Source organism: Dasania sp. GY-MA-18 (assembly GCF_024734385.1).
Classification (GTDB): Bacteria; Pseudomonadota; Gammaproteobacteria; order Pseudomonadales; family Dasaniaceae; genus Dasania; species Dasania phycosphaerae.
Genome location: NZ_JANHAP010000007.1, coordinates 127,433 through 152,431, shown reverse-complemented (window position 1 = coordinate 152,431; position 24,999 = coordinate 127,433). Strand labels below are relative to the sequence as shown.

General features: G+C 47.9%; 21 protein-coding genes. 6 read left to right on the top strand and 15 right to left on the bottom strand.

Going from position 1 to position 24,999, the window contains the following annotated elements:
* Positions 1-117 precede the first annotated feature (117 nt).
* The gene (locus NO559_RS10035; RefSeq protein ID WP_258331690.1) at positions 118-4,242 is read right to left on the bottom strand and encodes an EAL domain-containing protein; all 4,125 of its coding nucleotides are present in this window, start codon (positions 4,240-4,242) and stop codon (positions 118-120) included.
* A gap of 242 nt (positions 4,243-4,484) precedes the next feature.
* Here NO559_RS10035 and NO559_RS10030 point away from each other — a divergent pair, with 242 nt between their 5' ends.
* Positions 4,485-5,681 carry an amino acid aminotransferase gene (locus NO559_RS10030; protein ID WP_258331689.1) on the top strand — a complete coding sequence of 399 codons (1,197 nt, stop codon included), beginning with the start codon at positions 4,485-4,487 and terminating at the stop codon, positions 5,679-5,681.
* A gap of 87 nt (positions 5,682-5,768) precedes the next feature.
* On the opposite strand, the gene orn is transcribed toward NO559_RS10030, so the two are convergent.
* A complete protein-coding gene (orn, locus tag NO559_RS10025; protein WP_258331688.1) occupies positions 5,769-6,311 on the bottom strand; it encodes an oligoribonuclease in 543 nt (180 codons plus the stop codon).
* Between the two features lie 108 nt (positions 6,312-6,419).
* Here orn and rsgA point away from each other — a divergent pair, with 108 nt between their 5' ends.
* Positions 6,420-7,436, top strand: a complete 1,017-nt coding sequence (rsgA, locus tag NO559_RS10020) for a small ribosomal subunit biogenesis GTPase RsgA (protein WP_258331687.1) — start codon at positions 6,420-6,422, stop codon at positions 7,434-7,436.
* A 9-nt stretch (positions 7,437-7,445) separates the two neighbouring features.
* On the opposite strand, the gene NO559_RS10015 is transcribed toward rsgA, so the two are convergent.
* A complete protein-coding gene (locus tag NO559_RS10015) occupies positions 7,446-8,333 on the bottom strand; it encodes a hypothetical protein (RefSeq protein ID WP_258331686.1) in 888 nt (295 codons plus the stop codon).
* 139 nt (positions 8,334-8,472) lie between these two features.
* The gene (locus NO559_RS10010; protein ID WP_258331685.1) at positions 8,473-8,973 is read right to left on the bottom strand and encodes a GAF domain-containing protein; all 501 of its coding nucleotides are present in this window, start codon (positions 8,971-8,973) and stop codon (positions 8,473-8,475) included.
* A gap of 168 nt (positions 8,974-9,141) precedes the next feature.
* Between NO559_RS10010 and asd the strand changes: the two genes are divergently transcribed.
* Both asd and NO559_RS10000 read left to right on the top strand, forming a co-directional pair.
* On the top strand, positions 9,142-10,011 hold the full coding sequence (gene asd / locus NO559_RS10005; protein WP_258331684.1) for an archaetidylserine decarboxylase: 870 nt from the start codon (positions 9,142-9,144) through the stop codon (positions 10,009-10,011).
* 25 nt (positions 10,012-10,036) lie between these two features.
* Complete coding sequence (locus NO559_RS10000) at positions 10,037-10,828, top strand: TSUP family transporter (RefSeq protein WP_258331683.1); 792 nt, start codon at positions 10,037-10,039, stop codon at positions 10,826-10,828.
* 54 nt (positions 10,829-10,882) lie between these two features.
* On the opposite strand, the gene epmA is transcribed toward NO559_RS10000, so the two are convergent.
* The 11 genes from epmA to NO559_RS09945 form a co-directional block, all read right to left on the bottom strand.
* Positions 10,883-11,842 carry an EF-P lysine aminoacylase EpmA gene (epmA, locus tag NO559_RS09995; RefSeq protein WP_258331682.1) on the bottom strand — a complete coding sequence of 320 codons (960 nt, stop codon included), beginning with the start codon at positions 11,840-11,842 and terminating at the stop codon, positions 10,883-10,885.
* A gap of 70 nt (positions 11,843-11,912) precedes the next feature.
* On the bottom strand, positions 11,913-12,482 hold the full coding sequence (gene efp / locus NO559_RS09990) for an elongation factor P (RefSeq protein WP_258331681.1): 570 nt from the start codon (positions 12,480-12,482) through the stop codon (positions 11,913-11,915).
* 322 nt (positions 12,483-12,804) lie between these two features.
* Positions 12,805-13,359: a cytochrome c gene (locus NO559_RS09985; RefSeq protein WP_258331680.1), complete on the bottom strand. Its 555-nt coding sequence runs from the start codon at positions 13,357-13,359 to the stop codon at positions 12,805-12,807.
* Between the two features lie 40 nt (positions 13,360-13,399).
* Positions 13,400-13,843, bottom strand: coding sequence for a cytochrome c (locus tag NO559_RS09980; RefSeq protein WP_258331679.1), 444 nt, complete (start codon positions 13,841-13,843; stop codon positions 13,400-13,402).
* Positions 13,840-14,355 carry a methylamine dehydrogenase light chain gene (locus tag NO559_RS09975; protein ID WP_258331678.1) on the bottom strand — a complete coding sequence of 172 codons (516 nt, stop codon included), beginning with the start codon at positions 14,353-14,355 and terminating at the stop codon, positions 13,840-13,842. Before NO559_RS09975 ends, NO559_RS09980 begins: the two co-directional genes overlap by 4 nt.
* Positions 14,356-14,376: 21 nt before the next feature.
* Positions 14,377-14,964 carry a redoxin domain-containing protein gene (locus NO559_RS09970; protein WP_258331677.1) on the bottom strand — a complete coding sequence of 196 codons (588 nt, stop codon included), beginning with the start codon at positions 14,962-14,964 and terminating at the stop codon, positions 14,377-14,379.
* A gap of 14 nt (positions 14,965-14,978) precedes the next feature.
* On the bottom strand, positions 14,979-15,518 hold the full coding sequence (locus NO559_RS09965) for a MauE/DoxX family redox-associated membrane protein (protein ID WP_258331676.1): 540 nt from the start codon (positions 15,516-15,518) through the stop codon (positions 14,979-14,981).
* A gap of 21 nt (positions 15,519-15,539) precedes the next feature.
* Positions 15,540-16,670 (bottom strand): amine dehydrogenase large subunit, encoded by a 1,131-nt coding sequence (locus tag NO559_RS09960; RefSeq protein WP_258331675.1) that lies wholly within the window; start codon positions 16,668-16,670, stop codon positions 15,540-15,542.
* A 126-nt stretch (positions 16,671-16,796) separates the two neighbouring features.
* The gene (locus NO559_RS09955) at positions 16,797-18,218 is read right to left on the bottom strand and encodes an aldehyde dehydrogenase family protein (RefSeq protein ID WP_258331674.1); all 1,422 of its coding nucleotides are present in this window, start codon (positions 18,216-18,218) and stop codon (positions 16,797-16,799) included.
* Between the two features lie 85 nt (positions 18,219-18,303).
* Complete coding sequence (locus tag NO559_RS09950) at positions 18,304-20,487, bottom strand: TonB-dependent receptor (RefSeq protein WP_258331673.1); 2,184 nt, start codon at positions 20,485-20,487, stop codon at positions 18,304-18,306.
* A gap of 280 nt (positions 20,488-20,767) precedes the next feature.
* Positions 20,768-21,721, bottom strand: a complete 954-nt coding sequence (locus NO559_RS09945; protein ID WP_258331672.1) for a helix-turn-helix domain-containing protein — start codon at positions 21,719-21,721, stop codon at positions 20,768-20,770.
* Positions 21,722-22,034: 313 nt separating this feature from the next.
* On the opposite strand from NO559_RS09945, the gene epmB reads away from it, so the two are divergent.
* A complete protein-coding gene (epmB, locus tag NO559_RS09940) occupies positions 22,035-23,063 on the top strand; it encodes an EF-P beta-lysylation protein EpmB (protein ID WP_258331671.1) in 1,029 nt (342 codons plus the stop codon).
* Between the two features lie 198 nt (positions 23,064-23,261).
* Positions 23,262-24,974 carry a hypothetical protein gene (locus NO559_RS09935; RefSeq protein WP_258331670.1) on the top strand — a complete coding sequence of 571 codons (1,713 nt, stop codon included), beginning with the start codon at positions 23,262-23,264 and terminating at the stop codon, positions 24,972-24,974.
* Positions 24,975-24,999 lie beyond the last annotated feature (25 nt).

Below are 24,999 nucleotides of genomic sequence, written 5' to 3'. Positions count from 1 at the left end.
TATCGCCTAAAGGTGTGTTGCTAAGCCGCTATAGCTATGCAGCAATCACTTTACGGTCTCACTTAAAAGAAAGCAAAAAACAAATTATGTTCACTGAGAGACAATTAATTGCCAGACTTAAATTTGCTTAGACTCCATGGCATTAATCACCGCCACTAAATCACTACCTGACACTGGCCGGCTGTAATAATAACCCTGGGCAAAATTACAATCGTTTTGAATCAAAAAACTTTGCTGCGCTAACTCTTCCACACCCTCAGCAACAACATTTAAATTAAGTTTATGAGCCATAGCGATTACCGCGGCGGTGATCTCCATGTCATTTCTATCGCCGGGTATATCACGCACAAAAGAACGATCAACCTTAACCGTATCTATGGGCAGCCGTTTAAGATAGCTTAACGAAGAATAGCCCGTACCGAAATCATCTATAGACAATGAAAAACCTAAGGCCTTTAAACCTTTCAGCGTCACAATCGCGTTTTCTACCTTGTCCATCAATAGACTTTCGGTAACTTCCAGGCCTAACTGCCCCGCCTCCAGACCAGCATCTTGTAGATACTGCGTCACCATGGCCAGTAAATCGGGGTCGTGAAACTGCCTGGCCGAAAGATTCACCGCTATTTTTATATTGCCCAAGCCAGCCTGCTTAAGCTTAGCGGCCTGCTCGCAGGCCATCACAAAAATCTGCTCACCCAGCGGGATGATCAAACCGGTATCTTCAGCAACGGGGATAAACTCATCAGGCGGCACCAAGCCTCGCTCGGGGTGGTGCCAGCGCACCAAGGCTTCAACACTCACGCAACGTAAACTGCTTAAATCAATGATGGGCTGAAAATATAACTCAAACTGCTTTTGGCTCAACGCCTGTCGCAACTCTGCCTCCAGTTGCACACGCTTGGAAATTTCCGAGTCTAAATCCTCGGTATAAAATTGAAAGTTATTGCGCCCCAAGGCTTTGGCTTTATACATGGCCAAATCGGCATTTTTCATCAGCAATGTACTGTCCACCCCATCCTCGGGGCACATAGTAATGCCTATGCTAGGACTAATTATAAGTTCTTGATCGTTTAGCCTAATCGGTTTAGTAAACACATCAATAATTTTTTCTGCTGCCCGCTTAGTACCCGGCCTACCCTTCACCTCGGTTAATAATACGGTAAACTCATCGCCACCTATACGGGCAACGGTATCATCTTCACGCACACAACCCAGTAAGCGATCAGCAACGATTTTTAACAAGGTGTCACCGGCGTCGTGCCCTAGTGTATCGTTAACCATTTTAAAATTATCAACATCTAGGTAAAGCAAAGCCACAGGCTTACGTTGCCTATGTGAGGTTTTGATCGCGTGCTCTAGCTGCTGTTTAAACAGGGCTCTATTTTCTAAACCAGTCAGTGCATCGTAAAAAGCCATGCGCTGCATTTTTTCTTTAGATTCTAGCAGTGATTCTTCTATCACTTTTCGAGAAGTAATATCATGTATCACCGAGTAGTAACGCAGCACGCCGTCATCTTCATCACGCACAACTTGCGCCAATTCCTCTATCCAGCGCGCTTCGCCATCTTGGGTTAATAGGCGGTATTCAAAGCTGAGCTTGTCTGTATTTTTATCAACTTCAAACTCTTTTAGCCTGCGATCCACCTCTCTGGCATCATCTGCGTGTATGCGATCAAAAAAACTAACACGGCCCTGGTAAAAATCATCTGCCTCATAGCCAAACTGGCTAATACTTTTGGAAATAAACCGAATCTTCCAGCTTTCACCTACCCAATCTATCAACACAAACTGGCCGTGATTAACCATATGCTCCAGTTCTTGGCGCCGTTTAGCCACGCTTGCATAGGCATCACTTTCTCTACGCATTTCATCGGCCAGCATCACCTGGGCAATATGGTCTGCCACTGTGCCCATATAGGCCATTTCATCTTTGTGCCATTCACGCTGTTCGGTATGCTCAACATTTAACACCCCTACCGAAACACCATTAACTCTAATCAAGGTATCGGCTGATGCCTGCACGCCATCCTCCTCTATATAGGAAAGCCCCTTAAGTCTTTCATCATTTAAACAATCGCTAGAGGTTAAGGTTCTATGCTCTTCTAGTTCACGATAATAATCCTGCGCTTCACTAATGGCATATATATCTTTTTCTGTCCAAAAAACCTGACTAGACAAACTATAAAGCGACTCGGAATACAAATGTTCTTTTTTATCATCGAATAAGTACACGCCTGCGTACTCAACCTGCAGCACTTCCGCAGTTAACTTACATACTTCTTCTATGGTTTTATGCCTATCGTTATCAATAGAGGCCCTACCTTTTAGCAGAGTTAAAACAGCCTGGTTTTGTAATTTTTCACGCTGTAGCTGCTGTTGGTATCGTTGCTCTGCTTGATGCTTTTCATTTTTAGCTAATATATGGCTAATTTTTTCTGCCGCACTGATACACAGCGCCACCTCTTCATCTAGCCATTGCCGCGGTTCTTTGATGTGCTCAACTGTCAGCATGCCCACCATGTCATCCCCCTGACAGACGGCCACTTCAATCAAAGCTCTAATGTCTTGTTCACGGTGCGATTCGTCAAACTCAGCAAAACGCTTATCATTTTGGCAGTCATGACAAATCATTGCCTTCTCTTTGGCTAGCAAGCGATAGTATTGCTGGCCTTCTTGCCACTGATAATTATTAGGGTAGGAAAAATCTTTTTTAGAAAGTTGATACAACGCCAGCCCATTGATATTGTTTTTCTTGGCATCCAGGAGATAGGCACTAACAAACTCAGCCTCTAAAACCCCCGACAACAGACGGCACACCTCCTCTATACTTTTGCGATAATCCTCCTGCTCATACAAACTATTAACTAACAAGCTTTTAGTTGCTTGTTGGCAGTTTTTTTCTATGGTCTTACGACGTTTGCTACTGATATCTTTTTTAGCATGGTTATAATTAATCACCAGCTGTGAAACTTGTTCAGAGACCTCACCGGCAAAGGCAATTTCATCTGGTTGCCAGTTTTTGGGCTCACCCACATGTTCAATAGACAGCACGGCCACGGTTTTGCCCTGCGCTCTAACTGCCACACAAAGTAGCGATGAAATCCCCTCACTGGTAAACAAAGCCATATCTTCATTTACCCGTATATCCGAGCGCACATCATTAGCAACAACTACCCGCTCCTGCTCTATGGCTTGAAAAAGTCTAGGGAATTTTTTACGACTATAATTTTGCGGGCGCTGATGCTGTTGGTCATCGCTATGATATTCATCCAAACCTAACAAAGTATCCTGACTAGGATTCATCAACCAAATATCAACGACGGCAACTTTTAAAACTTGTGCAACCCTTTCAGTAATAACCGGGACAGCAGTAGCGATATCGCCGTTAATTATTGAATCCATACGGGATAATTCGAAAATAGTGCTGTGATACAAACGCTGTTTTTCCAGCAATATAAGTCTGCTGGCTTTGCTCTCGGCATTCATATAAGCCAAGGTAATAATATTAGCGACCTCTCCGTGAAAAGACACTTCATCACTGTGCCAAAGCCGCTTGTCACCCACGTGCTCAGTAAACACTATGCCCAAAGGCTCATCGTGCAAATAAATGCTTGTACATAAAGCAGCGCTTGCCCCCCAACATGTAAGCTCTTGCTGACAGAACTCACTAATAACAGGGTTAGGTTTAGTAAAATCTGCTACCCGCGTACGTTTGCTACCAGCATGTTTAAAATAATCGGGAAAGTTTTTTAGACTATAAGCTTCAGGTGGAGCGGCCGCCGCTGACAAACTATAGGCAGCAGCGCAAAATAACGACTGCTTACCCTCATCAAACAACCATATCCCGGCATATTCCGCCGCTAATGTTTTAGCCAACTCAGCTACAATAATGGCCGCTGCTGCATTAAAGTCGCTATCATAGATAGCCTTTTGACTCACCAAGCTATTAATAACTAATTGCTGTTGATTAATGCGGGTAATTCTCTGGCTGTATTGATCGAGGTTGCTTTTATGAAACTGCTCGGGAAAGACCACTTCTAGCAACTGCAAAACATTCGCCACTTCTATTGCAATTGTTTGCTCATCCTCCAAGGCATAAACCAACTCAGCGGGCACATTGGCCAAAATGGCCAGCTCATCAACGGTTAAGCTTTTATTTTGACGGCAGGCCTTGATTGCTGTCGCTAAATAATGCGGATCTAAGAGGCCGTCTAAAGCTGATGGTGTGGTCGTAATAGCCATATAAAAATGAATACTAGCAATGCATGAATGTATATTTTAGTGAGCTGTAGTTTAGACGCGGTTACGTCTTATGAATAGCCTTGCTGGCTTTTTAATTAAATTAAAACAAGGATTTAGCCTTGCCAATTGCCTCATGCACGCCACATTAAAAAGACAGCCACAGCTAATATTTTTGTTTTCTATTCCACTATCAGCTCTCCTATAATATGCTCCTTACCTTCACACCTCGCTAGGATAAAACCATGTTTGAACAACTAGCCCTGTTACCTGATGACCCTATTTTGAGTTTGATCGGCGCTTTTTTGCAGGATAATAATCCACTAAAAGTCGATTTGGGTGCTGGCGTTTATAAAGATGAAACCGGCATAGCGCCCATTTTAACCACCGTAAAAGCGGCCGAACACAAGTACCTCAGCGAACAAACCAGCAAAACCTACACCGGCATAGCGGGAGATATGGAATATAACCACTGCATAGAGCAGCTTATTTTTGGCCAGCAACACCCTGCATTGCAGGCACAGCGCATCAGCACTATACAAACCCCTGGCAGTAGCGGCGGCTTATACCTGGCTGCGCAGCTAATTGCCCGCAGCAACCCCAACAGCAAACTATGGTTAAGCCAACCTACCTGGGATAACCACTACGCTATTTTTGCCAGCGCAAACATAGCCACGGCAGCCTACCCCTATTACCGTATAGGGCAACAGACTATAGACTTTGAGCAAATGCTAAATACGCTCAGGGACGAAGCCAAAGCAGGGGATGCCGTATTACTGCACGGCTGCTGCCACAACCCTTCCGGCGCCGATTTATCGCCACAGCAATGGCGTGATTTAACGGCCTTAGTTTTAGAAAAAGATCTAGTGCCAGTAATAGACCAGGCCTACCAAGGCTTTGCCCACAGTCTGGAAGAGGACGCCTACGGCATACGCTATATGGCCGAGCATTTGCCTGAACTTATAGTCAGTGCCTCCTGCTCTAAAAACTTCACCCTGTACCGCGAGCGCACCGGCAGCATTAGCGTGTTAAGCAGCAACAGCAAGCAAAACCGCTCTATAGTCAGCCAGCTGCTGGCCATTGCTCGCGCTTGCTACTCCATCCCTCCCGCCAATGGCGCCGCCATTGTTAAAACTATTTTAATGGATGAAGCGAGTCGCCTAGCCTGGCAGGCAGAGGTTGAGACCATGCGCCAGCGCCTTTTAGCTATGCGCACCCAGCTAGCCGAGCAGCTACAGCAAAAACAGCAGCAAGTAGATTTTAGCTACTTACTTAAGCAACACGGTATGTTTTCATTTTTGCCTTTAAATACAGCACAAATCACCGCGCTGCGTGAACAGCACAGTATTTATATGGTGGGCTCGGGAAGAATCAGCTTTACCGGTTTAACAACAGCCAATATAGATTACGCTGCCGACGCTATAGCAGCGGTGATCAAATAAGATCAAAGCTGCAAGCTTCAAGAGCGAAACCACAACACCTGAGCCTTACCACTTGTCGCTTGCAGCTTGCCACTTAAAGCTTAACCTTTATAATTTAAAAAAGTGCTCACGATAGTATTGCAGCTCGGCGATAGATTCGCGTATATCGTCCAAGGCCAAGTGAGCACCTTTTTTGGTGAAGCCCGCCTCTAAATCGGGGCGCCAGCGTCGCATCAGCTCTTTAGGGGTGCTGACATCCAAATTGCGATAGTGAAAATAAGCCTCTAGGGCTTTCATTTCGCGCACCATAAAACGCCTATCTTGGCCCACGCTGTTGCCACACATAGGCGACACCCCAGGCGCCACATATTGCTGTAAAAACGCTATGGTTTTTTGCTCGGCCTCGGCAGCAGTAATAGTACTTTTGCGCACCCGCTCAGTTAGGCCAGAGGCGCCATGGTGGCTGGTATTCCACTCATCCATAGCCGCCAGCACTTCGTCGGGCTGATGTATGGCCATCACGGGGCCTTCGGCCAAAATATTTAAATTGCTATCGGTCACAATAGTGGCAATTTCAATAATATGATCGGTATCGGGCTCTAAACCGGTCATTTCTAGGTCTATCCAAATTAAATTTAAGTTATCAGACATGCATCTTTCCCAGTAATTGTACGCTTAAGCAATTAAATCAGGCCTAAGTGTAGCAAAGCACGGCTTGAGGATTAATAATAGCCCCACCTATTTTTGCAATGAACTCTTATGTCTAAGCGCAAACTCAATCGCCGCCAAAACTGGCGTATACAAAAAATTCAAGATGAACGCAGCGAGCGGGCCAACAAACGCGCCCAGCGCATAGACGAGCAAATCAATGAAGGCGAGTTAGGGCCAGAACAAAACGGTTTAATAATCGCTCACTACGGCCAGCAAGTAGATGTAGAGCCCTTAGATCAGCCCGGCCCGGCACAGCGCTGCCACCTACGGGCTAATCTAGGCTCGTTAGTCACCGGCGACAAAATCATTTGGCGCGAGGGCAAACCCACCGGCGTGGTGGTGGCCACCAGCGAACGCAGCAGCGAGCTATCACGCCCCGATAGCCACGGCAACCTGCGGCCAGTTGCTGCCAATATAGATTACATCGTCATCGTGCTGGCTCTGCACCCCGAGCCCCATGCCAATTTAATCAACCGCTACTTAGTCGCAGCCGAAGCGGTCAATATAGAGCCGTTAATTTTGCTCAACAAAGTCGACTTATTAGATGAAGCAGGTCGCCAACAAATGGATGACTTGCTCAAGATTTACCCGCAAATAGGCTATAAGATTTTAGAGGCCTCTACTAAAAGCCAGGATGGGCTCAGCGCTTTAAAATCCACCCTTAAAGATCGCACCAGCGTATTTGTAGGGCAATCGGGTGTAGGGAAATCCTCTTTAATCAACGCTTTACTACCTGGCGTGGATATTAAAGTGGGAGAGCTATCACAGGCTCGCAACAAGGGCACCCACACCACCACCACCGCCAAACTGTTTCACTTCCCCGAGGGCGGCGACTTAATCGACTCACCGGGCATACGGGAATTTGGCCTATGGCATATGAGCCGCGAGCAAGTGGCCGATGGCTTTGTGGAGTTTCGCCCCTATCTAAACAACTGTAAGTTTAGAGACTGTAAACACGAAGGTGAGCCCGGCTGCTCGTTGCAAGCAGCCATAGCAGAGGGGAAGATTAGCCCTGAGCGCATAGCGAGTTATGCGTCTATTGCTAACTCTCTAGAGCAGTTATAAGCACTAACTTTAGTGCGTATTAACGTCGAAAGTGACTGTGCCACTGGCGGAACTAACCGTACCTTTAATGCTGTTGACCGTATTATTTTGTAATGTAATTGCAACGCTTTCGTCATCAAGATAATAATTTAACGGCGTATCCACTTCGACTAAGCTTGCAGCCTCACCATCGACATCCACCTCAAAAGCGGTAAACGAAGCAAGGTCAAAAGAATCGTCATAACCATCAATAAACAGTAGCTCTGCGCTAACCGGCACTAAAGTCCCGTCTATATAGTCCTCGCCCGACAAGCTGACTTGCTCATAACAGCTCACTGCAAAGCTTTCAGAGCTAGGTTCAAAATCTAAAGTGCCAAAATCGACCCATGGCCCAGAATCATAAGATTCCAGCTTATGTAAAGTCACTGTACTGCGTAAAAACTCAGCACCATCACTCACGCCAGTAAAACTACCTTCTATATGGTTATTATTAACGGCAGTGCCATTAAAGGTGTAAGCACCTACATTAAACGAGACATCATCAGCACTTAAATTAATACCGTAATCTTCTGTATAAAGCCCGCCATCCATACAATAAAAAGCATCAACCCCATACTCATCATCATATAAATACACCAAAGTACGTCGATAATACTGCAGCTCAAAAAAGCCTTCTAATGATGAAAAGTCATCCAAGTCAAACTGCAAAGTAGAGTTTTCTATTAATACCCAAGTACCCTGCAGGCTACCGTCATAGACTTCAGAATTTATATAATTATCAGGCTTATAAATTGCAGGCGTAGAATCAATAGCAACACTAGCCGCAGCTTCAGAGCTACCGCCGCCACCGCCGCCGCCACAAGCAGAGGTGGCAGCTACGACTATCAATAGGGGGATAGATAAAAATAGAGTCTTCATATTGCTTCCTTTCTAAAAGCGTCCTAGATTGGGAACGATAATAGCGGAATAGCAGCGAACAACTCAGCAATTATTTTTGGCAATATGTCACAAAACTATTGGCGATTAGCACTTTACAGCCACTACTAAATAGGGCCGGCTAATTGCCTTCATGGCATAACTCATGCAACTCGCACTCCACCATTTCGGCAAAACTTGCTAACAAGGCCTTGTTTTCAACATCAAAGCTGCGAGGTTTGTCGTCAATAATACAAAGGGTGCCCAGCTTATAACCTTGGGCGGAATTCAAAGGGCAACCGGCATAAAAGCGTATATTGGGGGGGCCTGTCACTAGCGGGTTATCTCTAAAGCGCTCATCCTCTAAGGCATTTTCTACCGCAAAAACGCTGTCGCCTAAGATTGCGTGACCACAAAATGAAATATCTCTAGGGGTTTGCTCCGCATCCAAACCGCAGCGCGACTTAAACCACTGCCTATCTTTATCAACTATGCTCACCAAAGCGATAGGCACCTTAAAGGTGCGCTGGGCTAGGCGTGTGATGCGATCAAAGCGCTCCTCCGCCTTGGTATCCAGTATATTATGCGCGACTAAATCTAATAGCCGTTGGGCTTCGTTTTCCGGTATCTCTGGCGTTTTCATGTACTCTCCCTTTACCTGCTTAGTGACCATAAGCTGCAAAAACTTAACTGCATCCCTGTAATATAAACCACCACCAGCTATTCGCCAGCGCCTTTGCATGTGCTTTTAGGGTGACATTTAGTACAATCCCCCTCCTTATTACCCGTCGCTATGACCCAAGGACTCTTTGTGAAAATACTTTTTATTATCGCTCAATACCTTACCCCCCAGCATTTACTATCCCGCCTAGTGGGCAAGGTCGCTGACTGTGAGTGGCCCTGGGTAAAAAACACCTTTATTACCCGCTTTATCAGCCATTATGGCGTCAATATGAGCGAGGCCGCCGACCCCGAGCCGCTAAACTATAAAAACTTTAATGCCTTTTTTACCCGCGCCTTAGCACCCGATGCTAGGCCCATAGTTGCAGGTGATAACACTATAGCCTGCCCCGCCGATGGGGCGATTAGCCAGCTGGGCGATATTGAAAATGGCCGTATCTTTCAAGCCAAGGGTCAAAGCTACAGCCTGCTAGAGCTATTGGGCGGCGATGTAGAAGCCGCGCAGCCTTTCGAGGGCGGTAAATTTGCCACGGTTTACCTATCACCAAAAGATTACCACCGCGTGCATATGCCCATGGCGGGCACTCTCAAGTCCATGACTTATGTGCCTGGCGACTTATTCTCGGTGAACGGCACTACCGCCGACAATGTGCCGCGCCTGTTTGCGCGCAACGAACGCGCCGTGTGTATCTTTGACACTGACATAGGCCCCATGGCCGTGGTGTTAGTGGGTGCCATGATAGTGGCTGGCATAGAAACTACCTGGGCAGGCCAAGTCGCACCGATTAAACGCCAAATTCAAACCCACCATTACCAGCAAGACGGCCAAGCAGCGCCGCAAAACATACGCCTAGAAAAAGGTGAGGAGATGGGCCGCTTTAAGCTGGGCTCTACTGCCATAGTGATCTTCCCCAAAGGCGTAATGGAGTGGGATGACAAGTTCTCGGCCGATTACCCTACGGTAATGGGTGAGCTATTCGGCGAAATCACTTCTGCATAAACAACAGTAAACTTAGGTTGTTATTTTGGCAGAACTCAGTGATCTGCAATACGGGCTTATCGCCCTAAGCTTTGTTTGGAGCGGTTTTGTACGCTCCGGCCTGGGTTTTGGCGGGGCGGTGTTATCACTGCCCTTTATGCTATTAATACACAATGATCCGCTGGTTTACTTGCCGCTAATTTCGGTTCATTTATTATTTTTTTCTGCCTTAAGTATTTGGCTGGATCAACGCCAGCTTAAACACAGCGCCAAGGCCGCACCTTCCAACACAACGCATACCAGCACCATAGACTGGGCCTATTTAAAAAAATCCATGGCGATCATGATAGTGCCCAAGCTGGTAGGCGTGTTTGGCTTGATCACCTTACCCGCCAATATACTCAGTGGGATTATTTTTATTATCGTGGCCTGTTATGCGCTGAGTTATATTATTAACAAACCTTTTAGCAGCAAAAATAAATGGCTGGATGTATTCTTTTTATGTTTGGGAGCCTATGTCAGCGGCACTTCGTTAATAGGCGCGCCTTTAATTATTGTCGCCTTTGTGAATCACGTTGCCAAAGAGCAGCTGCGCAACACGCTGTTTATGCTGTGGTTTATTTTAGTAGCGATAAAAATGGCTGCGTTTATTTACGCAGGGGTAGACTTACAGCTGATCCATCAACTCTGGCTATTGCCTTGCGCAGGCTTGGGCCACTGGCTGGGTTTACTGTTACACAAAAAATTATTACAGGCCGAAAGCCAAGTGTTTTTTCGCTTAGTGGGCAGCGCCTTATTATTAATTAGCCTCATCGGCCTATGGCGCATGTTCGCCTAATATTTCTTTTTCTTTCAACTTGCAACTTGCAACTTGCAACTTGCAACTAAAAACTTAAGCCTTATCGCTAGTAAAGCTCAACACCTCATCGATGCGCTCACACTGCAGGGCCAGCATCACCAAGCGATCAAAGCCCAAAGCCACACCCGCACACTCAGGCAGGCCCGATTCTAGAGCCGCCAATAAATAAGCATCGCTAGCCATCGCAGGCTGATTCAATTGCTGGCGCTGTTGCTGCTCTTGCTGAAAACGCCGCGCCTGTTCAGCGCTGTCGGTTAACTCAAAATAACCATTGGCCAACTCTATACCCTGCACATACAGCTCAAAGCGTTGCGCCACAGCATGGCCGTTAGCGTCTGTGGCGAGCCTTGCCAGGGCTGCCTGGCTGGCGGGGTAATCGTAGATAAATAGCGGGGTATCAAAGCCCAGCTTGGGCTCTATCACTTCGGCTATTAACAGATTTAACCAATCGTCACGCTGATCACTGTGCATTTGTATATCAAGCTGCTGACGGGCCAATTGCTCTAATTGCGTTGCGGTTGCGGTATGGGGGTTGATACCCAAGTGCTGCTCAAATAATTCCCCATAAGAAATCTGTTGCGCCGCAGGCACAGCCATTAGCGCTATTAATAAATCCGATATTTCGTCCATTAATTGGAAATGATCAAAGCCCGGCCTATACCACTCCAACATGCTGAACTCAGGGTTGTGACGGCGGCTTTGCTCACCGCCCCTAAAGGCTTTACACAATTGGTAAATAGGGCCGCTGCCCGCTGCCAATAAACGCTTCATGGCATATTCGGGGGAGCTTTGCAGATAATAGGGCTGCTCGCCCAATAAGGGGTTATCAGCCGCCAAAATGGGCATATGGGGGTCGGTAACTGCGTGCTGGCATAGCAACGGGGTTTCCACTTCCAATACCCCGCGCTCAGCAAAAAACTGCCGCGTCTGCGCTAATAATTGCGCTCGATGCTGTAGTCGTGAGATAGCCGCGGAGGGTTGCCAAACTGACATAGGCTGCACTAACATGAATACATAAAAACAATAACGGCCCTGCTAAATCAGCAGAGCCGTGTGAGGGAGTTTAGCCTTTAGCGCGGCTAACATATTCGCCAGTACGTGTATCTATACGCAAGACTTCACCAATATTAATAAATAGCGGTACGCGTACTACCGCACCCGTGCTAAGGGTCGCCGGCTTGCTGCCACCTTGGGCGGTATCGCCTTTTTCACCGGGATCGGTATCGGTAACTTCCAAGTCTACGAAGTTGGGCACTTGTACGGCTAGAGGCGCTCCATTAAATAGAGTAACCACGCACTTATCTTGCTCTTTTAGCCAGTCTTTAACATCGGCTACCGCATTGGCATCGGCCTGATACTGCTCATAAGTATTGGGCTCCATAAAGTGCCAAAACTCACCGTCGCTGTAGAGGTACTCGGCCTCTATATCCAGTACATCAGCGCCTTCCAGCTTTTCGCCAGACTTTAAGGAGCGCTCCCACACTCTGCCAGTTTTTAAGTTGCGAAACTTAACCCGGTTAAACGCCTGACCTTTACCTGGGCGCACAAACTCGTTCTCAAGTATGGTGCAGGGGTCGCCCTCTAACATCAGCTTGAGACCGTTTTTAAACTCATTAGTTGAATACGTAGCCATTTCACATACTGCCTTTACAGATATATTTGTAGTTTAGATAAACTGTTGATTTATAACAGCTTATTGGTAAATCCTGGTATTAGCCCTAATCCCAAAGCTGTCACAGGCAGGCACTAAAAACACTTAGCGACTATAAAACCTGGGCATAGCGGGCTGGAGATACAAAGAGATAAAAACCCCTGGGGCTAGCTAGTTGCGGGCGATTATACCGCAGTCTTGCCTTGAATTTAACCAAGGCGGACGCAGCATAGGTTTATTTAAAGGCGGGGGCTAAAAACACAGGCGCAAGGGCAAGAGTGGCTCTCACGCATATAGGGGCAGGCTAACGCGGTATTTGGCTGTAGTACTCCGCCACATCGGCTATCTGTTGATCACTAAAACCCTTAACGATGACCTTCATAATTTCGCTATGACGGCTGCCATCGCGAAAGGCGGTTAATTGCTTGGCTAAATACGCCTGTTGCTGGCCGTTAATATTGGGCCACTGCGAGTTTACCGGCTTGCCTTCCATGCCGTGGCAGGACACACAGCGGGCGCGTATATTCATACCCGCCAGGTTTAGTTTGGCTGGGGCAGTATTGACCGCAGGCTGCAAACTGGCATAGTGAGTGGCCAGAGCGGCGATATCCTGATCGCTGAGTGACTTGGCGCTGGGTGACATCAATGGATCGACTCTGCTGCCGTCACGAAAAGCCTGTAGCTGCGCAATTAAATAGTCTTTGTTCTGACCCGCCAAATTAGGCCACTGGCTATTGCTGGCGATGCCATTAGCGCCGTGGCAAGCGGCACAGGTTTTAGCCATATCCGCCGCATCTGCCGTTGCGCTATTCGCGGTTATCAGCGCACTCAACAGCATTATTATTGTTACGTATTTCATTGTGATTAACCTTTTAGCTTTATACCCATTAGTAGCCGCACTAGGGTGAAGATAGCGCTAAGCCCTCTTGCTTCATCAACGCTGCAACCAAGGCTTTGCGATAAGCCAGGACTTCCATCAAGGGCTGTTGCCGGTAGCCTGCCACTTCGCTGGCCTGATAAGGTTGAAACGATGCCTGCAAACTATCTTCTGCAAAATTTAACAGCATCCAGTTTAATACCTCAGCCAGCTGCTCATCATCCAACACCGAATTAGCCGAGCCGGGTACGCGCACTAAATATTCACGGCCCACCTGCGAGCTAAGAAAATGCCCCATAAAACCTTTTAGCTGCGGTACCCCCCTGCCCCCCATACCATCTTGGGTATGGCAGCCCTGGCAAAACATTTGATAATTAAATTTGGCACGACGCTCATTGCTTACCGCTTCAGCCATAAGCTGGCTGGCTGGCCATAGCAACGCAATTAGCAGCAGTGCCCGTATCATTGCTCAAACGCCACGCCCACCACTATCGCGGTAGAGCAGTGATAAACATAACTCTTGGAGCCCAAACACCAATTAATATCGTTGGATTTGTCAGATCTATATAAGGGCCGGTCGCGCTCATCGCGCTGACACAGGCAAGTGCCACATTGATTAACGCCGCAGCAATCGTTATAGGAAATCACATAGCTGCGACCATCCACGGGGTTGCGACAAGTGCCCACCCAGGTAATGGTGGACATCTCTGTACCCGGCGGGCAGGAGTTATAAGTGCCGCCACAACACTGGCAGAGAAAACCATCCACCGCGCAATAACGCCAATATTCACAGCTGGCCGGATCGCCCTCTTCCGCAGGCATTTTCGGTGCGGGCTCAGCGGCTCTGGCTACCGGTAATAAGGGTATGCTGGCACCGCCCACTAATGCTGCACCTAAGTTTTTTAACAAACCGCGCCGGGAAGATTGCTGCGCCACCGATCTGGCCGTGCGCTCAAAAAATTTATCCAGTATTTTCATTGTTATAAACCTTAGTGATCTCTAGTGGCCAACACGATTGCTTAAATAATCTTGTATGGAGGCAACCTTGCGCTCCTTAGCTTCAAACAAACTCTCCAAATGTTCGCGTGAATTGATAATACCCATAGAGGCTATCTTGCCCTGCTCATCTATCACTACCGCATAAGGCAGTTTGGCCACGCCATAGGTTTTACCTAGCAATTCAGAAACAATATAAGGGTGCCCTTGTAAATCGTACTGTTTTACATAAGCCTGATGGTCCAACTCCATACCATCACTGGCCAGTACTAATTTAAGCCAATCGGACTCGGCCTTGGCGGCGCTTTTTAACGCGGGCAATAAGGTTTTGCACACCGGGCATTCCGGCGACACCCAAAACAGTAACTGTGAACGTCCATCCTCAGATGCACCGCCGACATTAAGCAATTGATTATCCATAGTCTGCAACGACAACTCCGGCGCGACCTGCCCCACTTTCAAGTTTTGATTAACCGCCAAAGCCCCTGCCGGAGCCACTCTTTCAAAGAGCACCCCTATTTGTCTGGTTAGGGCAAAAATCACAACTGCCATAATCACTACGGCAATCCACAACACAATATTTGAAATCACAAGTATGTCCAAGCTTAACCCCTTTGTATTAATTGAATTCTTTGCGCCGTTACCATGAGTTGTTCGCCGCTTAAATACACCAGTATTAAAACAGTGGCCGCTAATACCGATATTAGCCAAGGCATCACGCCAACTGTAACTACCGCCTGCCAACAAAACACAGCCAGGCTCAACAACACTAAATTTCTTAGCAATAACGCTGGGCTAATTTTTATTTCGCCATCAGGCCCAGCACAACCACAGTCCATGCCTGACTTACCTTGCAATAACTGTAATAAAATCAATAGTGCATAAGCCGCCAAAATGACAGCCGCAGCGGCAGCGCCCCAAGGTCGCAAGGCCGGCACCAATAACAGCATCCCCACTACCACTTCAATTACACCGACTAGCTTAGGCAGTTGCTGCGCTAAAAATGCGGATTGAATACCGTAGCCAGCAAAAATCACTTCATAGTATTCGCTATTATTGCTTTGTAACTTATGCGAGCCCGCAGCCACAAACAGCCATAATAAAAATAGCGCTGCGGCATTCACTAGTACTGAAACTAATTCCATTCCCTCAACCTCCAACACGGTTTAATAAGACTTGTGTATTAACAAGGGAGTTATGTTATTAAAGTCCGTAACCGTGTGTATAAAGCTGCCATCTTTTGCATTAAAGATGTCCAGATTCATTTCACCATTGGTAATCACCAATTTGGGATTATCGCCACGAGTCACTGCCAGCGACACCGCCCAGTTAGGCACCTCAATAATGCGCAAGCGTTTTTTTGTTTTCAAATCAAACACCCATACCTGGCTACCCCCATGGGTTTGTGTACCTTCGTGGCCATCGGGCTGCATAATAATATAGAGGTGACCGGCATCATCCCTGTCGGTAAGGGCTAAGCCACCTGGGCGCCAGTTTGCTGCGCGCTCCTGCTTATTGGTTAAGCTCCACTTTCCCTGATACTCAGCCACCTCACCGCTAAAATCTATTACGTGTAAATCGCCGTGAAAACTGGGGAAATAGGCCTTGCCGCCCACCAACACTGGCCATTCAAAAACAGCGCTGTCGTCGGTATCAAAAAAAGACGCCATGCGATGGCGGGACTTTAACGTACCATCATCATTTAACACCGTGGTCAGTAAGCCGCCATTACTACATATAGACACCACCCTGCGCTTGCCCATGGGATAAGTCAGTACACAACCCGGCGTGCCTATAGTTTCTACAATTTCTCTGCTATCTAAATCCACCACAGTAAAAGAAGCCGCGGGATTAAAATTAGACACATACAGCAAGCGCTCATCGGCAGACACCGACATGGAGTAACGCTCAGGCAAAGATTGCAAACGATCGGTGGGCCAGAGGATTTCTTTTTTAATATTTAAGGTTTGCTTGTCATAAATAACCAGCACATCAAATTTTTTCCCGCGTGAACCGCGCTCGTGAAACGACTCTATAATGTAATACTCACCGCGCTTAGCAGATTGAGTAAAATTGCCCAACATGCTTTTACTCAACATGCCCTTCATGCGTTTGGGGTGATCTTTTTCAGCCACATCTAAAATAATAACCTTGCCGCCATACATATTAAAAAAGCTGGACTCATCGATAAGCACCCAATCTTCTGGGTAACTGGCCGGCAGCTTTTCTATACGGCCAATTTCTTCTATGGCCAAGGGCGGCATTTCTGCTTTAGCGGCATAGCTGCTAGCAGCCACAACTGAAGCCAAGCAAGTGACAACTATTCGCGCTAAAAAATGAAACGTTTTTGTACGGTACATGGTTTTATCTCTTTTTCCGTCTTGATCAACAGTGGCCTGTATCCTATTAAGCCTAGCGCTGGTTTACTTGGGAATAAAAACTGACTGTATAGAGGTGTATTCCTCTAAGCCCTCGCTGCCAAACTCCACCCCAAAGCCGGACTGTTTAACCCCACCAAAAGGCACGTTGGGCTGTACCGCCGCGTGGTTGTTTATCCACACTGTGCCACATTCCAAACGGTTTGCCAGCTGCGCGGCCAGCTTGATATCGCTGGACCAAATCGAGCCACCTAAACCACAGGCGTTGTTATTGGCTCTGCGTATGGCATCGTCTATATCGCTATACTTGATTATAGGTAAGATTGGGCCAAAGGGTTCTTCATCCACTAAACGACAGCCGTCCGTCACATCGGCCACCAGTGTAATGGGGAAAAAGAATCCGGGCCCTTGCGGAGCATGGCCGCCACTGAGAAAACGGCCGCCCTGCTGCTCGGCATCCCGCGCCAAGCTTTCTACAATTTTTAACTGCGCAGGGTTTTGTACAGGGCCAAAATCCACACCGGTATCTAAGCCATTGCCCAGTGTCGTGCTATCCGCAATTGCCTTTAATGCGGCACACAAAGGCTCGTAAACATCTTCGTGCACATACAGGCGCTTTAACGCCGCACAAGTTTGGCCAGCGTTAATAAAAGCAGTGGCAAAGATACCCATGGCTACAGCATCGACATCAACATCTGGCAATACGATACCGGCATCGTTGCCACCCAGCTCTAAGGTTAAGCGTTTTAAATTACTGGCGGCACCTTGCATGATTTTTTTGCCGGTTGCGGTAGAGCCAGTAAAAACCATTTTATTAATGCCCTCATGCGCACTCATATACGAGCCTATATCACCACCACCCGTCACGCTATTTAATACACCGGCGGGCAGTACTTGATTAGCCAACTCAACAAAGCGCAGTGTCGCTAAAGGCGTAAACGGCGAAGGTTTTAGCACAACGGTATTACCGCTGCGTATGGCGGGGATTACATGCCAAATGGCAATTAGTAAAGGCCAGTTCCAAGGCGTGATAGAACCCACCACTCCCAGCGGTTTGCGGTGCAACTCAACGCGCTGAGTCTCGTCGTCCTGCAACACTTTTACCGGCAAATCTAACTCGGCGGTGGTTCGACACCAAGCTACTGCGCCAGCGAGTTCAAACTCTGAGCCCAAACCGGCAAAGCCCTGTAGCGGTTTACCCTGCTCTTGGGTAATTAAGCGTGTTAGTTCAACAGCATGCTCCTCCAGCAAGTCGGCAATTTTATGCACGGCTGCTTTGCGCTCTTGATCATCAACCTGACTCCAATCCGTAAACGCCGCCCTTGCGGCAGCTACCGCTTGATCTACATGAGCCTGGCTAGCTTGCGGACACTGGGCAACGCTTTGTTCTGTGGCGGGGTTGATAACATCAAAGCTCTCTGCTGTAGCTACCCGTTTGCCGTTAATAATCAATCCTAGGCCACTCATCTTTTTTACTCCTAAAACAGCGCCATCATCTTTTTAATACGCAGTGCTTGCTCTATTCGTTAGCAAGCACTGCTAACTGGCTACTTTAAAAATTGTAGGTAGCCGTGACACCGGCCCAACGCGGTGGCGCATAAACCTCTTCACTAATACCCAGTAAGCCCAGATCCAAGTTGTACATGCGGTATTCTTCATCGCCTACATTTTTCACCCAGGCTGTCACTTTCCAGGTTTCATCTAAAGAGGCATAAGAGACGCGCGCATTCCACACTAGGTGAGCATCTTCTTCGGAAATTTGTGAGTTGGTGGCTTCTATATATTGATCATCGTTCCACACACCATCGGCCTGTACAGCCACGCGGCCGCCCAGTGCCTCCCACTGATAGCGCGCTAATAAGTTAACGCTAAGTTTGGGCGCATTGGGGAACTCTGTTTTTACGGTGCCGCCAAATACATCGGGCACGGCATCAACTTCAGAATCTATATAGGCCAAGCCCAATAGCAGATCCATGCCTTCTATTGGCGACATAGTCAGCTCTATCTCACCACCATAAGAGCTAGCGTCGGAATTAGTTACCTGTGGCGTTAGGTTCAATAAAGAAAATGCCTGGTAATCATTGTAATCGTAGTAATAAATGGAGCTATTCAACCGCGCCCAATCGCTCAAGTCTGTTTTGACACCTAGCTCATAAGACAGCAGCACTTCTTCATCATGTTTTAAGTTTGCGGGGTCGCCTGCAGCCACACCGCCCACAGGGTCTACCGACCAGTTGCCGCCTTTAATACCGCGATTAATAGAGCCATAAAATAAAGCGCCCTCTTCGGTGGTGTAGTTCAACTGTAAGCGGGCGGCATAGTCTTGGTAATCTATGTTATCGATATCGTTAATTGGCACGGCGGCGATATCAAATAGCTGCGTGCGAGGCGTGCCTGCCCCCAGCTCTTCGTAAAATTGTGCGAAGTCTATGCTTTTGTCATCTTCCGACCAGCGCAAACCGGCAATCAATGTCAGCTGATCGCTAAGGTCGAATTCCACCTGCCCAAACACCGACCAGTTTTTGGAATCCAAGCTGGCAATGCTATCTTGTAGCGCTGTTTCCGTTGCAGCCCCCAATATGGCCGCACCAGCAACCCGCTGAAAATTATCTGTAGTCATGTCCAAATAATAGAGCCCGGTTTGCCAGCGTATGCCCTCATCGCTGCCCGATAAACGTAGCTCTTGTGAAAAACTATCAAACTCGGTGTTGACGGTATAAGGAAAGAAAAACAAACCGCCGCCGGCATCTTCTAAATAATCTTTTTCTAGCTCCAGGTAATTCGTAATAGACACCAACTCCATATCATCAGCCAGCGACCAGGTTAAGGTGCCGGTAAAGTTAGTCATATCACGATCGAAGCTGCCCTCTATGCTGGAAGCATGTTCTAAGCCATCCGTTAAACGGCCCGGTGCCTGCACCCCCAAACCCGTGTTAGGATCCGCGCTGGCAAAATTTATTGAGTAAGTGCCCGAAGGCACATCGCTGTCTTCTGCCACGCCTAATCGTAAATCAGCTAGCAAGTTGTCAGTAATATCAATTTCAAAAGCACCGCGTAGGCTGTAACCATTGGCACCGTGGGCATCGCGTATACCCGGTGTTTGTGACTCCACATAGCCATCGTGCTCCATCCAGCGCCCGGCAACACGCGCGCGCACCGAGTCACTGATAGCGCCACCGACTGCACCTTCTACGGCGCGCATATCAAATTCACCCGCCGTCACTTCCATATAGCCATTTAGCTCTTGCGCGTCGGCACCGCGGGTAAGGTAATGCACTAAGCCACCGGTACTGTTACGACCAAATAAGGTGCCCTGCGGACCACGCAAAACTTCTACCCGCCCCACATCAAACAGCTGGCCGTTAATGGCATTCATGCTGGGCACATAGGCACCATCAACATAAACCGCCACCGGCGCTTCTAAGTTGTCTTGAAAATTATTTTGGGAGATACCCCGTAAGTTGATAATGGTGAAAGCGGGGGTAAAAGTTTGCAGTTGCATGCCTGGTATTTGTTGCACGATTTCAGTGCTGTTAGTCACACCCAAATCTTTTAGCTGGTCGCCGCTGAATGCAGAAACGGATATACCTACATCTTGCAGGCTTTGTTCGCGCTTCTGAGCGGTTACCATGACTTCTTCCAGTACCGCTGCAGATACGGGCAAGGTCATAGCGGTAGACAATAGCCCTGCGATACTGCAACTTAAAAATTTTTTTTGACCTTTTACATTTGGCATCGATCTCTCCTTTACCCTTTGATACTCATAGCGTTGGCATGAATAGGGTGCATATTATTTTTGTTATGATTTATTTGGGCGCGGCCCAAATCAACCAAAGCTGTTTCACTTTAGTAAAGCTAGTAAAGCAAACAAAAGCCAACAGCGATGGCACTAGAGAGAAAAGAAAAATTGACTGAAAGCGAAATACACAGGCCCTGATGAAATGCAAAGCTAAAAGGCATTACAAAGCTTGCGCATAGATCAATAAAAAATTAGTGGCAGTAATAAAGATCAATAACTATAAGCATTTACGGTATTGACCTGGCGAAACTCCAAACATTGCTTTAAAGCTACGGCCAAAATGCGAAGCATCATTAAAGCCCCAGTGATAAGCAATTTCTGTAGCGGTGAGCGCGCTAAGCTCGGGGTTTTCCAAAGAGGCTTTACAGCCTTGCAAGCGTTGCTGCTGTATATAGCGGCCTACCGACACCCCCTCAGGCTTAAACAACATGTGCAAATAGCGGGTGCTAATCCCCTGTGCTTGCGCAATCATTTCGGGAGATAGCCGGGTATCTTTAAGGTGTTTATTAATAAAGTTTTTCACTCGATAGATATGCTCAGCGCGCAACTCTCTATCCACACGCTGCGCGCTAGGCCTACTATAAGTTAATGAGGTCACCAGCAAGTCCAGCATATTTGCCTCTAAACGCTGCACCAATCCAGTCTCAAAATTATCTATAGACTGCAGCAACGACATCACAAACTGGCTGCAAAGGCCATTCGTGCCTTGGTTGCTGGCCATATGCCTACCCAGGTACTGCTCGGGGTCAGCTAACTGGTCTTGCAAAATATTTTGCGGAATGGCTAACACCGCTTGGCGATAATGCTGGGGAAAATGCAACTCATAGGGCTCGACCGTGCTGGCCAGCACAAAGTCCCCAGGCATTAGCACAGCCTCGCGCCCCAGCTGGCTAAAAACACCTACACCTTCGACTTGAAACTTAACCAAATAGTAATCATCACTCACTTCAGCAATATGGGGTTTGCGCCTGTAAATATCCAAAGGCGCACTTTGCACCTGCGCTAAGTGGGTACGCTCAAGCTGGGTAGACGCTAAATGGCCGTCAAAATTACTAGTCAGCACCCCAGTTCTCTCACAGGCAACCGCGCTAAAGGTCTGATTTACCGCATGGCTCCAAGACTCAAACTGCTGTTGCGTGCTGTCGGCACTAGAGGGGCTAACTATAATCATGGCATGCGGCTCCTGAAAGCTGATAACAAAGCAATAACGGCCCTTATCCTCATTCCCTAACCGGCTGCCAGTAAACCACTAAGCTCAACCCAGGCCTATAACATGTCTATGCTTAAACCTGCCAACCGTGTCAGCGACAATAACAGAGCAAACGACACAAAACCAGACGGCATTGGAATTATGGCGTATCATTAATAATCCCCATACCAGCCCCTGCTTTTTCTAGCCGCTACTAGTCCCTGCGCTAATCTTGGTATAATGACCAGCGTTTAAGCCCTAACCCTGGCCACCGCTGGCCATGAGCAGTACACCTATGACAGCCCCTACCGACCTAATTTGGCAGAGCAAAACCCCGGCCACCGCCAGCTGGCAGCAACAGCTTAAAACGCTAATACGCGAGCCCGCTGAGCTATTTGCCCGCCTAGACCTGCAAGCCGAAGACATGCCCGCGCACCTTGCGGCCTGCCAAGATTTTGCCCTGCGAGTGCCCAGCGCCTTTGTGGATAAAATGCAGCGCGGCGACTGGAATGACCCTCTGCTACTGCAAGTGTTACCGCAAGGGGCTGAGCTATTAGCGCAAACAGGCTTTGTTGCCGACCCGTTAGAGGAGCAAAGCAGTAACCCTCACCCTGGTTTAATCCATAAATATCACGGCCGGGTGCTGCTGGTAGTCAGCGGCGGCTGCGCCATAAACTGCCGCTATTGCTTTAGGCGCCATTTCCCCTATGAGGATAACAACCCCAGCCGCCAAGAATGGCAAAACGCACTGGACTATATCGCCGCCGACAACAGCATTAGCGAAGTGATACTCAGCGGCGGCGACCCGCTGGTAGCCAGCGATAAACAACTAGCCGAATTAGTACAGCGCATAGCCGCCATACCCCATGTACACACCTTGCGCGTACACAGCCGCCTGCCTCTGGTTATACCCGAACGCATCAGCGATGAACTGGTAGCCCTGTTAACCGGCAGCCGCCTGCAAACAGTGTTTGTGATTCACTGCAACCACCCCAATGAACTGGACGAGCGCGTACAGCAGGCCATGGCCAAACTCAAAGCTGCAGGCGTCACCCTACTCAACCAATCCGTGCTGCTGGCCCACATCAACGACGACAGCGCCACCCTGCAGGCACTGAGCGAAAAACTTTTTGCCCAAGGCGTGCTGCCCTACTACCTGCATGTGCTAGATAAGGTACAAGGGGCTGCGCATTTTGATGTGGCTGAAGAGCGCGCCATTGCACTACTGGCAGCGCTGCGCGACCGGCTGCCCGGCTACCTAGTGCCCAAACTGGTACGCGAATTGCCCAACTATGGCTCAAAAACCCCCATCCCCGCCTTTTAAGCTTGTATATAAGCTAGAAAAAGAGGATTCTTCTATCGAAATATCAACAAGTTAGCGAACTCTGCTACACTTGTTGCTTAACCAATAATCACTAGATGTTATTACAACCGCCCTATGAGTAGTGAAGGACAAATAAGAATCAGAATCCCGCGTCAGGACCTGGACGGATCCAGTTTCTTTGCATGCAAAGAAAATGCGGTGATCGAATGGGTAGACCAGCTGCCCAAAGCCAATATAGGGCAAACCACCCGTCAGCTATTTCAAGCCATTAGCGAGCTTAATCGGGTGCGCCTGCTACCTGAAGAGCGCTATAAAATATTGGAGCAATTGCGGGCGCAGATCCACTTTGTCAGCCGCTCGTTAAGCAAGCATTATTTAAATCAGCCTATTATCCTGCCCAAACAAGCCAAGCAGGTGGCCAACCTCAGCCAAACCTTGCACCAGCAAATGATTACCGGCTACACCATAGTCGCCAGCCACGCCTCGGCGCTGGGTAAGCGCATAGTGGGTGGCAAACCCGATCAGCTTATTGCCAAAGCGCTGTACCGCGCTATTACTGAGAGCACGGTCAATCTTATCCGTAACTTTCAATTATACGAGTCATCTGACAAGCATTTATGGCAACAACTGCATCAATTTTATTTGCTAGGCCAACAACACAACGCGCTTAGCATAGACGTCAACGATAAAGAAATAGGCGATGGCACAGTGCTATCGGCCTATATCAGGGTGCTGCTATTAGGTGCATCCAAACCCAAACAGTTGCGACAGGAAGATTTTAAACAACTACTGGCGCCACTCACCAGCTGGAGCCAGTACTGCCAAATTGAACACGCCGATCAAGACAGCTTATTTGTAATCAACCCGCTATCAGACTCCCCCCCGCTGTATCGCGAAGCCTATGAGTCAGCCATAGACAGCAGCTGGTTAAGCTTGGATACCAGCCGGTTAATACATCACTTTGAAGCCTTACGGCAGCAACAAGAAAATAATCTGATGTTTACTGACGGCCAGTTTATTATCTCTAACGACCTGCTAGGCCATTTATTTTTGGCCTGGAGTGAAATGAGCAAGCGCACCTTTATGCGCCTAGAGAGCAATGACGAACTCAATATCAGCATGGGCCTAAGTTCCACCCACCATTTTGCCTCTGGCGAAATGAGCTTTGAGGCGCTACTGTCAGATAGCAACTCGGGCTCTATAGTGATGGAAAAGTCCAACCGCTTTATGCGCCCCCCCACTATAGAAGCCAGGCAAAAAGACGTTTGGGACAGCCCCTACGAATCCAATGTAGGGCAAACCAATATCGCCATGGAGTCTATCGATTTTCACATCAGCAAAAGCTTGCAAGACGATAAGGAAACCTCCAAGTATCGCAATCATCAGGTTAGCGCCCTTAACTCTAGCCCGCAGGGCTATTGCATCAAATGGCCCGACGATGACCCCATTACCATTAAGGCAGGTGAAATTGTTGGCATTCAGGAACCGCACGGCCACAACTGGAGCATAGGCGTGATACGCTGGATAGATCATCAGCACGACCAAAGTACTCAGCTAGGCCTAGAACTGATTAGCCCTACCGCCTCGCCCTATGGCGCACGCATAGTACAAAAAACTGGCAGCCCCAATGAATATCTGCGCGCCTTGGTACTGCCTGAAATGTCCAGCTTAAATATACCTGTTACTTTGATTACCCCCAGAGTACCCTTCAAGGAAGGGCAAAAGGTAACCTTGAACCAACAAGGCAAAGAGGTGCAAATCCAGCTCACTAAAAAACTAAATGAAACCGGGGCCTACAACCGCTTTGAATTTAGAAAAATTGGCTCAGTAATGGATAGTGACAACAGTAAAAAAACGACGCCTAGCCCCGATATTGATGACGGCTTTGACTCTTTATGGAAAAATTTATAAACACAGCATCAAAAAACTTTTAAGC

Bases quoted from the DNA above. Each gene is read 5' to 3' on its own strand.
- NO559_RS10035 (WP_258331690.1), bottom strand. From the start codon at position 4,242: ATGGCTATTACGACCACACCATCAGCTTTAGACGGCCTCTTAGATCCG.
- NO559_RS10030 (WP_258331689.1), top strand. From the start codon at position 4,485: ATGTTTGAACAACTAGCCCTGTTACCTGATGACCCTATTTTGAGTTTG.
- orn (WP_258331688.1), bottom strand. From the start codon at position 6,311: ATGTCTGATAACTTAAATTTAATTTGGATAGACCTAGAAATGACCGGT.
- rsgA (WP_258331687.1), top strand. From the start codon at position 6,420: ATGTCTAAGCGCAAACTCAATCGCCGCCAAAACTGGCGTATACAAAAA.
- NO559_RS10015 (WP_258331686.1), bottom strand. From the start codon at position 8,333: ATGAAGACTCTATTTTTATCTATCCCCCTATTGATAGTCGTAGCTGCC.
- NO559_RS10010 (WP_258331685.1), bottom strand. From the start codon at position 8,973: ATGAAAACGCCAGAGATACCGGAAAACGAAGCCCAACGGCTATTAGAT.
- epmA (WP_258331682.1), bottom strand. From the start codon at position 11,842: ATGTCAGTTTGGCAACCCTCCGCGGCTATCTCACGACTACAGCATCGA.
- efp (WP_258331681.1), bottom strand. From the start codon at position 12,482: ATGGCTACGTATTCAACTAATGAGTTTAAAAACGGTCTCAAGCTGATG.
- NO559_RS09985 (WP_258331680.1), bottom strand. From the start codon at position 13,359: ATGAAATACGTAACAATAATAATGCTGTTGAGTGCGCTGATAACCGCG.
- NO559_RS09980 (WP_258331679.1), bottom strand. From the start codon at position 13,843: ATGATACGGGCACTGCTGCTAATTGCGTTGCTATGGCCAGCCAGCCAG.
- NO559_RS09975 (WP_258331678.1), bottom strand. From the start codon at position 14,355: ATGAAAATACTGGATAAATTTTTTGAGCGCACGGCCAGATCGGTGGCG.
- NO559_RS09965 (WP_258331676.1), bottom strand. From the start codon at position 15,518: ATGGAATTAGTTTCAGTACTAGTGAATGCCGCAGCGCTATTTTTATTA.
- NO559_RS09955 (WP_258331674.1), bottom strand. From the start codon at position 18,218: ATGAGTGGCCTAGGATTGATTATTAACGGCAAACGGGTAGCTACAGCA.
- NO559_RS09950 (WP_258331673.1), bottom strand. From the start codon at position 20,487: ATGCCAAATGTAAAAGGTCAAAAAAAATTTTTAAGTTGCAGTATCGCA.
- NO559_RS09945 (WP_258331672.1), bottom strand. From the start codon at position 21,721: ATGATTATAGTTAGCCCCTCTAGTGCCGACAGCACGCAACAGCAGTTT.
- epmB (WP_258331671.1), top strand. From the start codon at position 22,035: ATGACAGCCCCTACCGACCTAATTTGGCAGAGCAAAACCCCGGCCACC.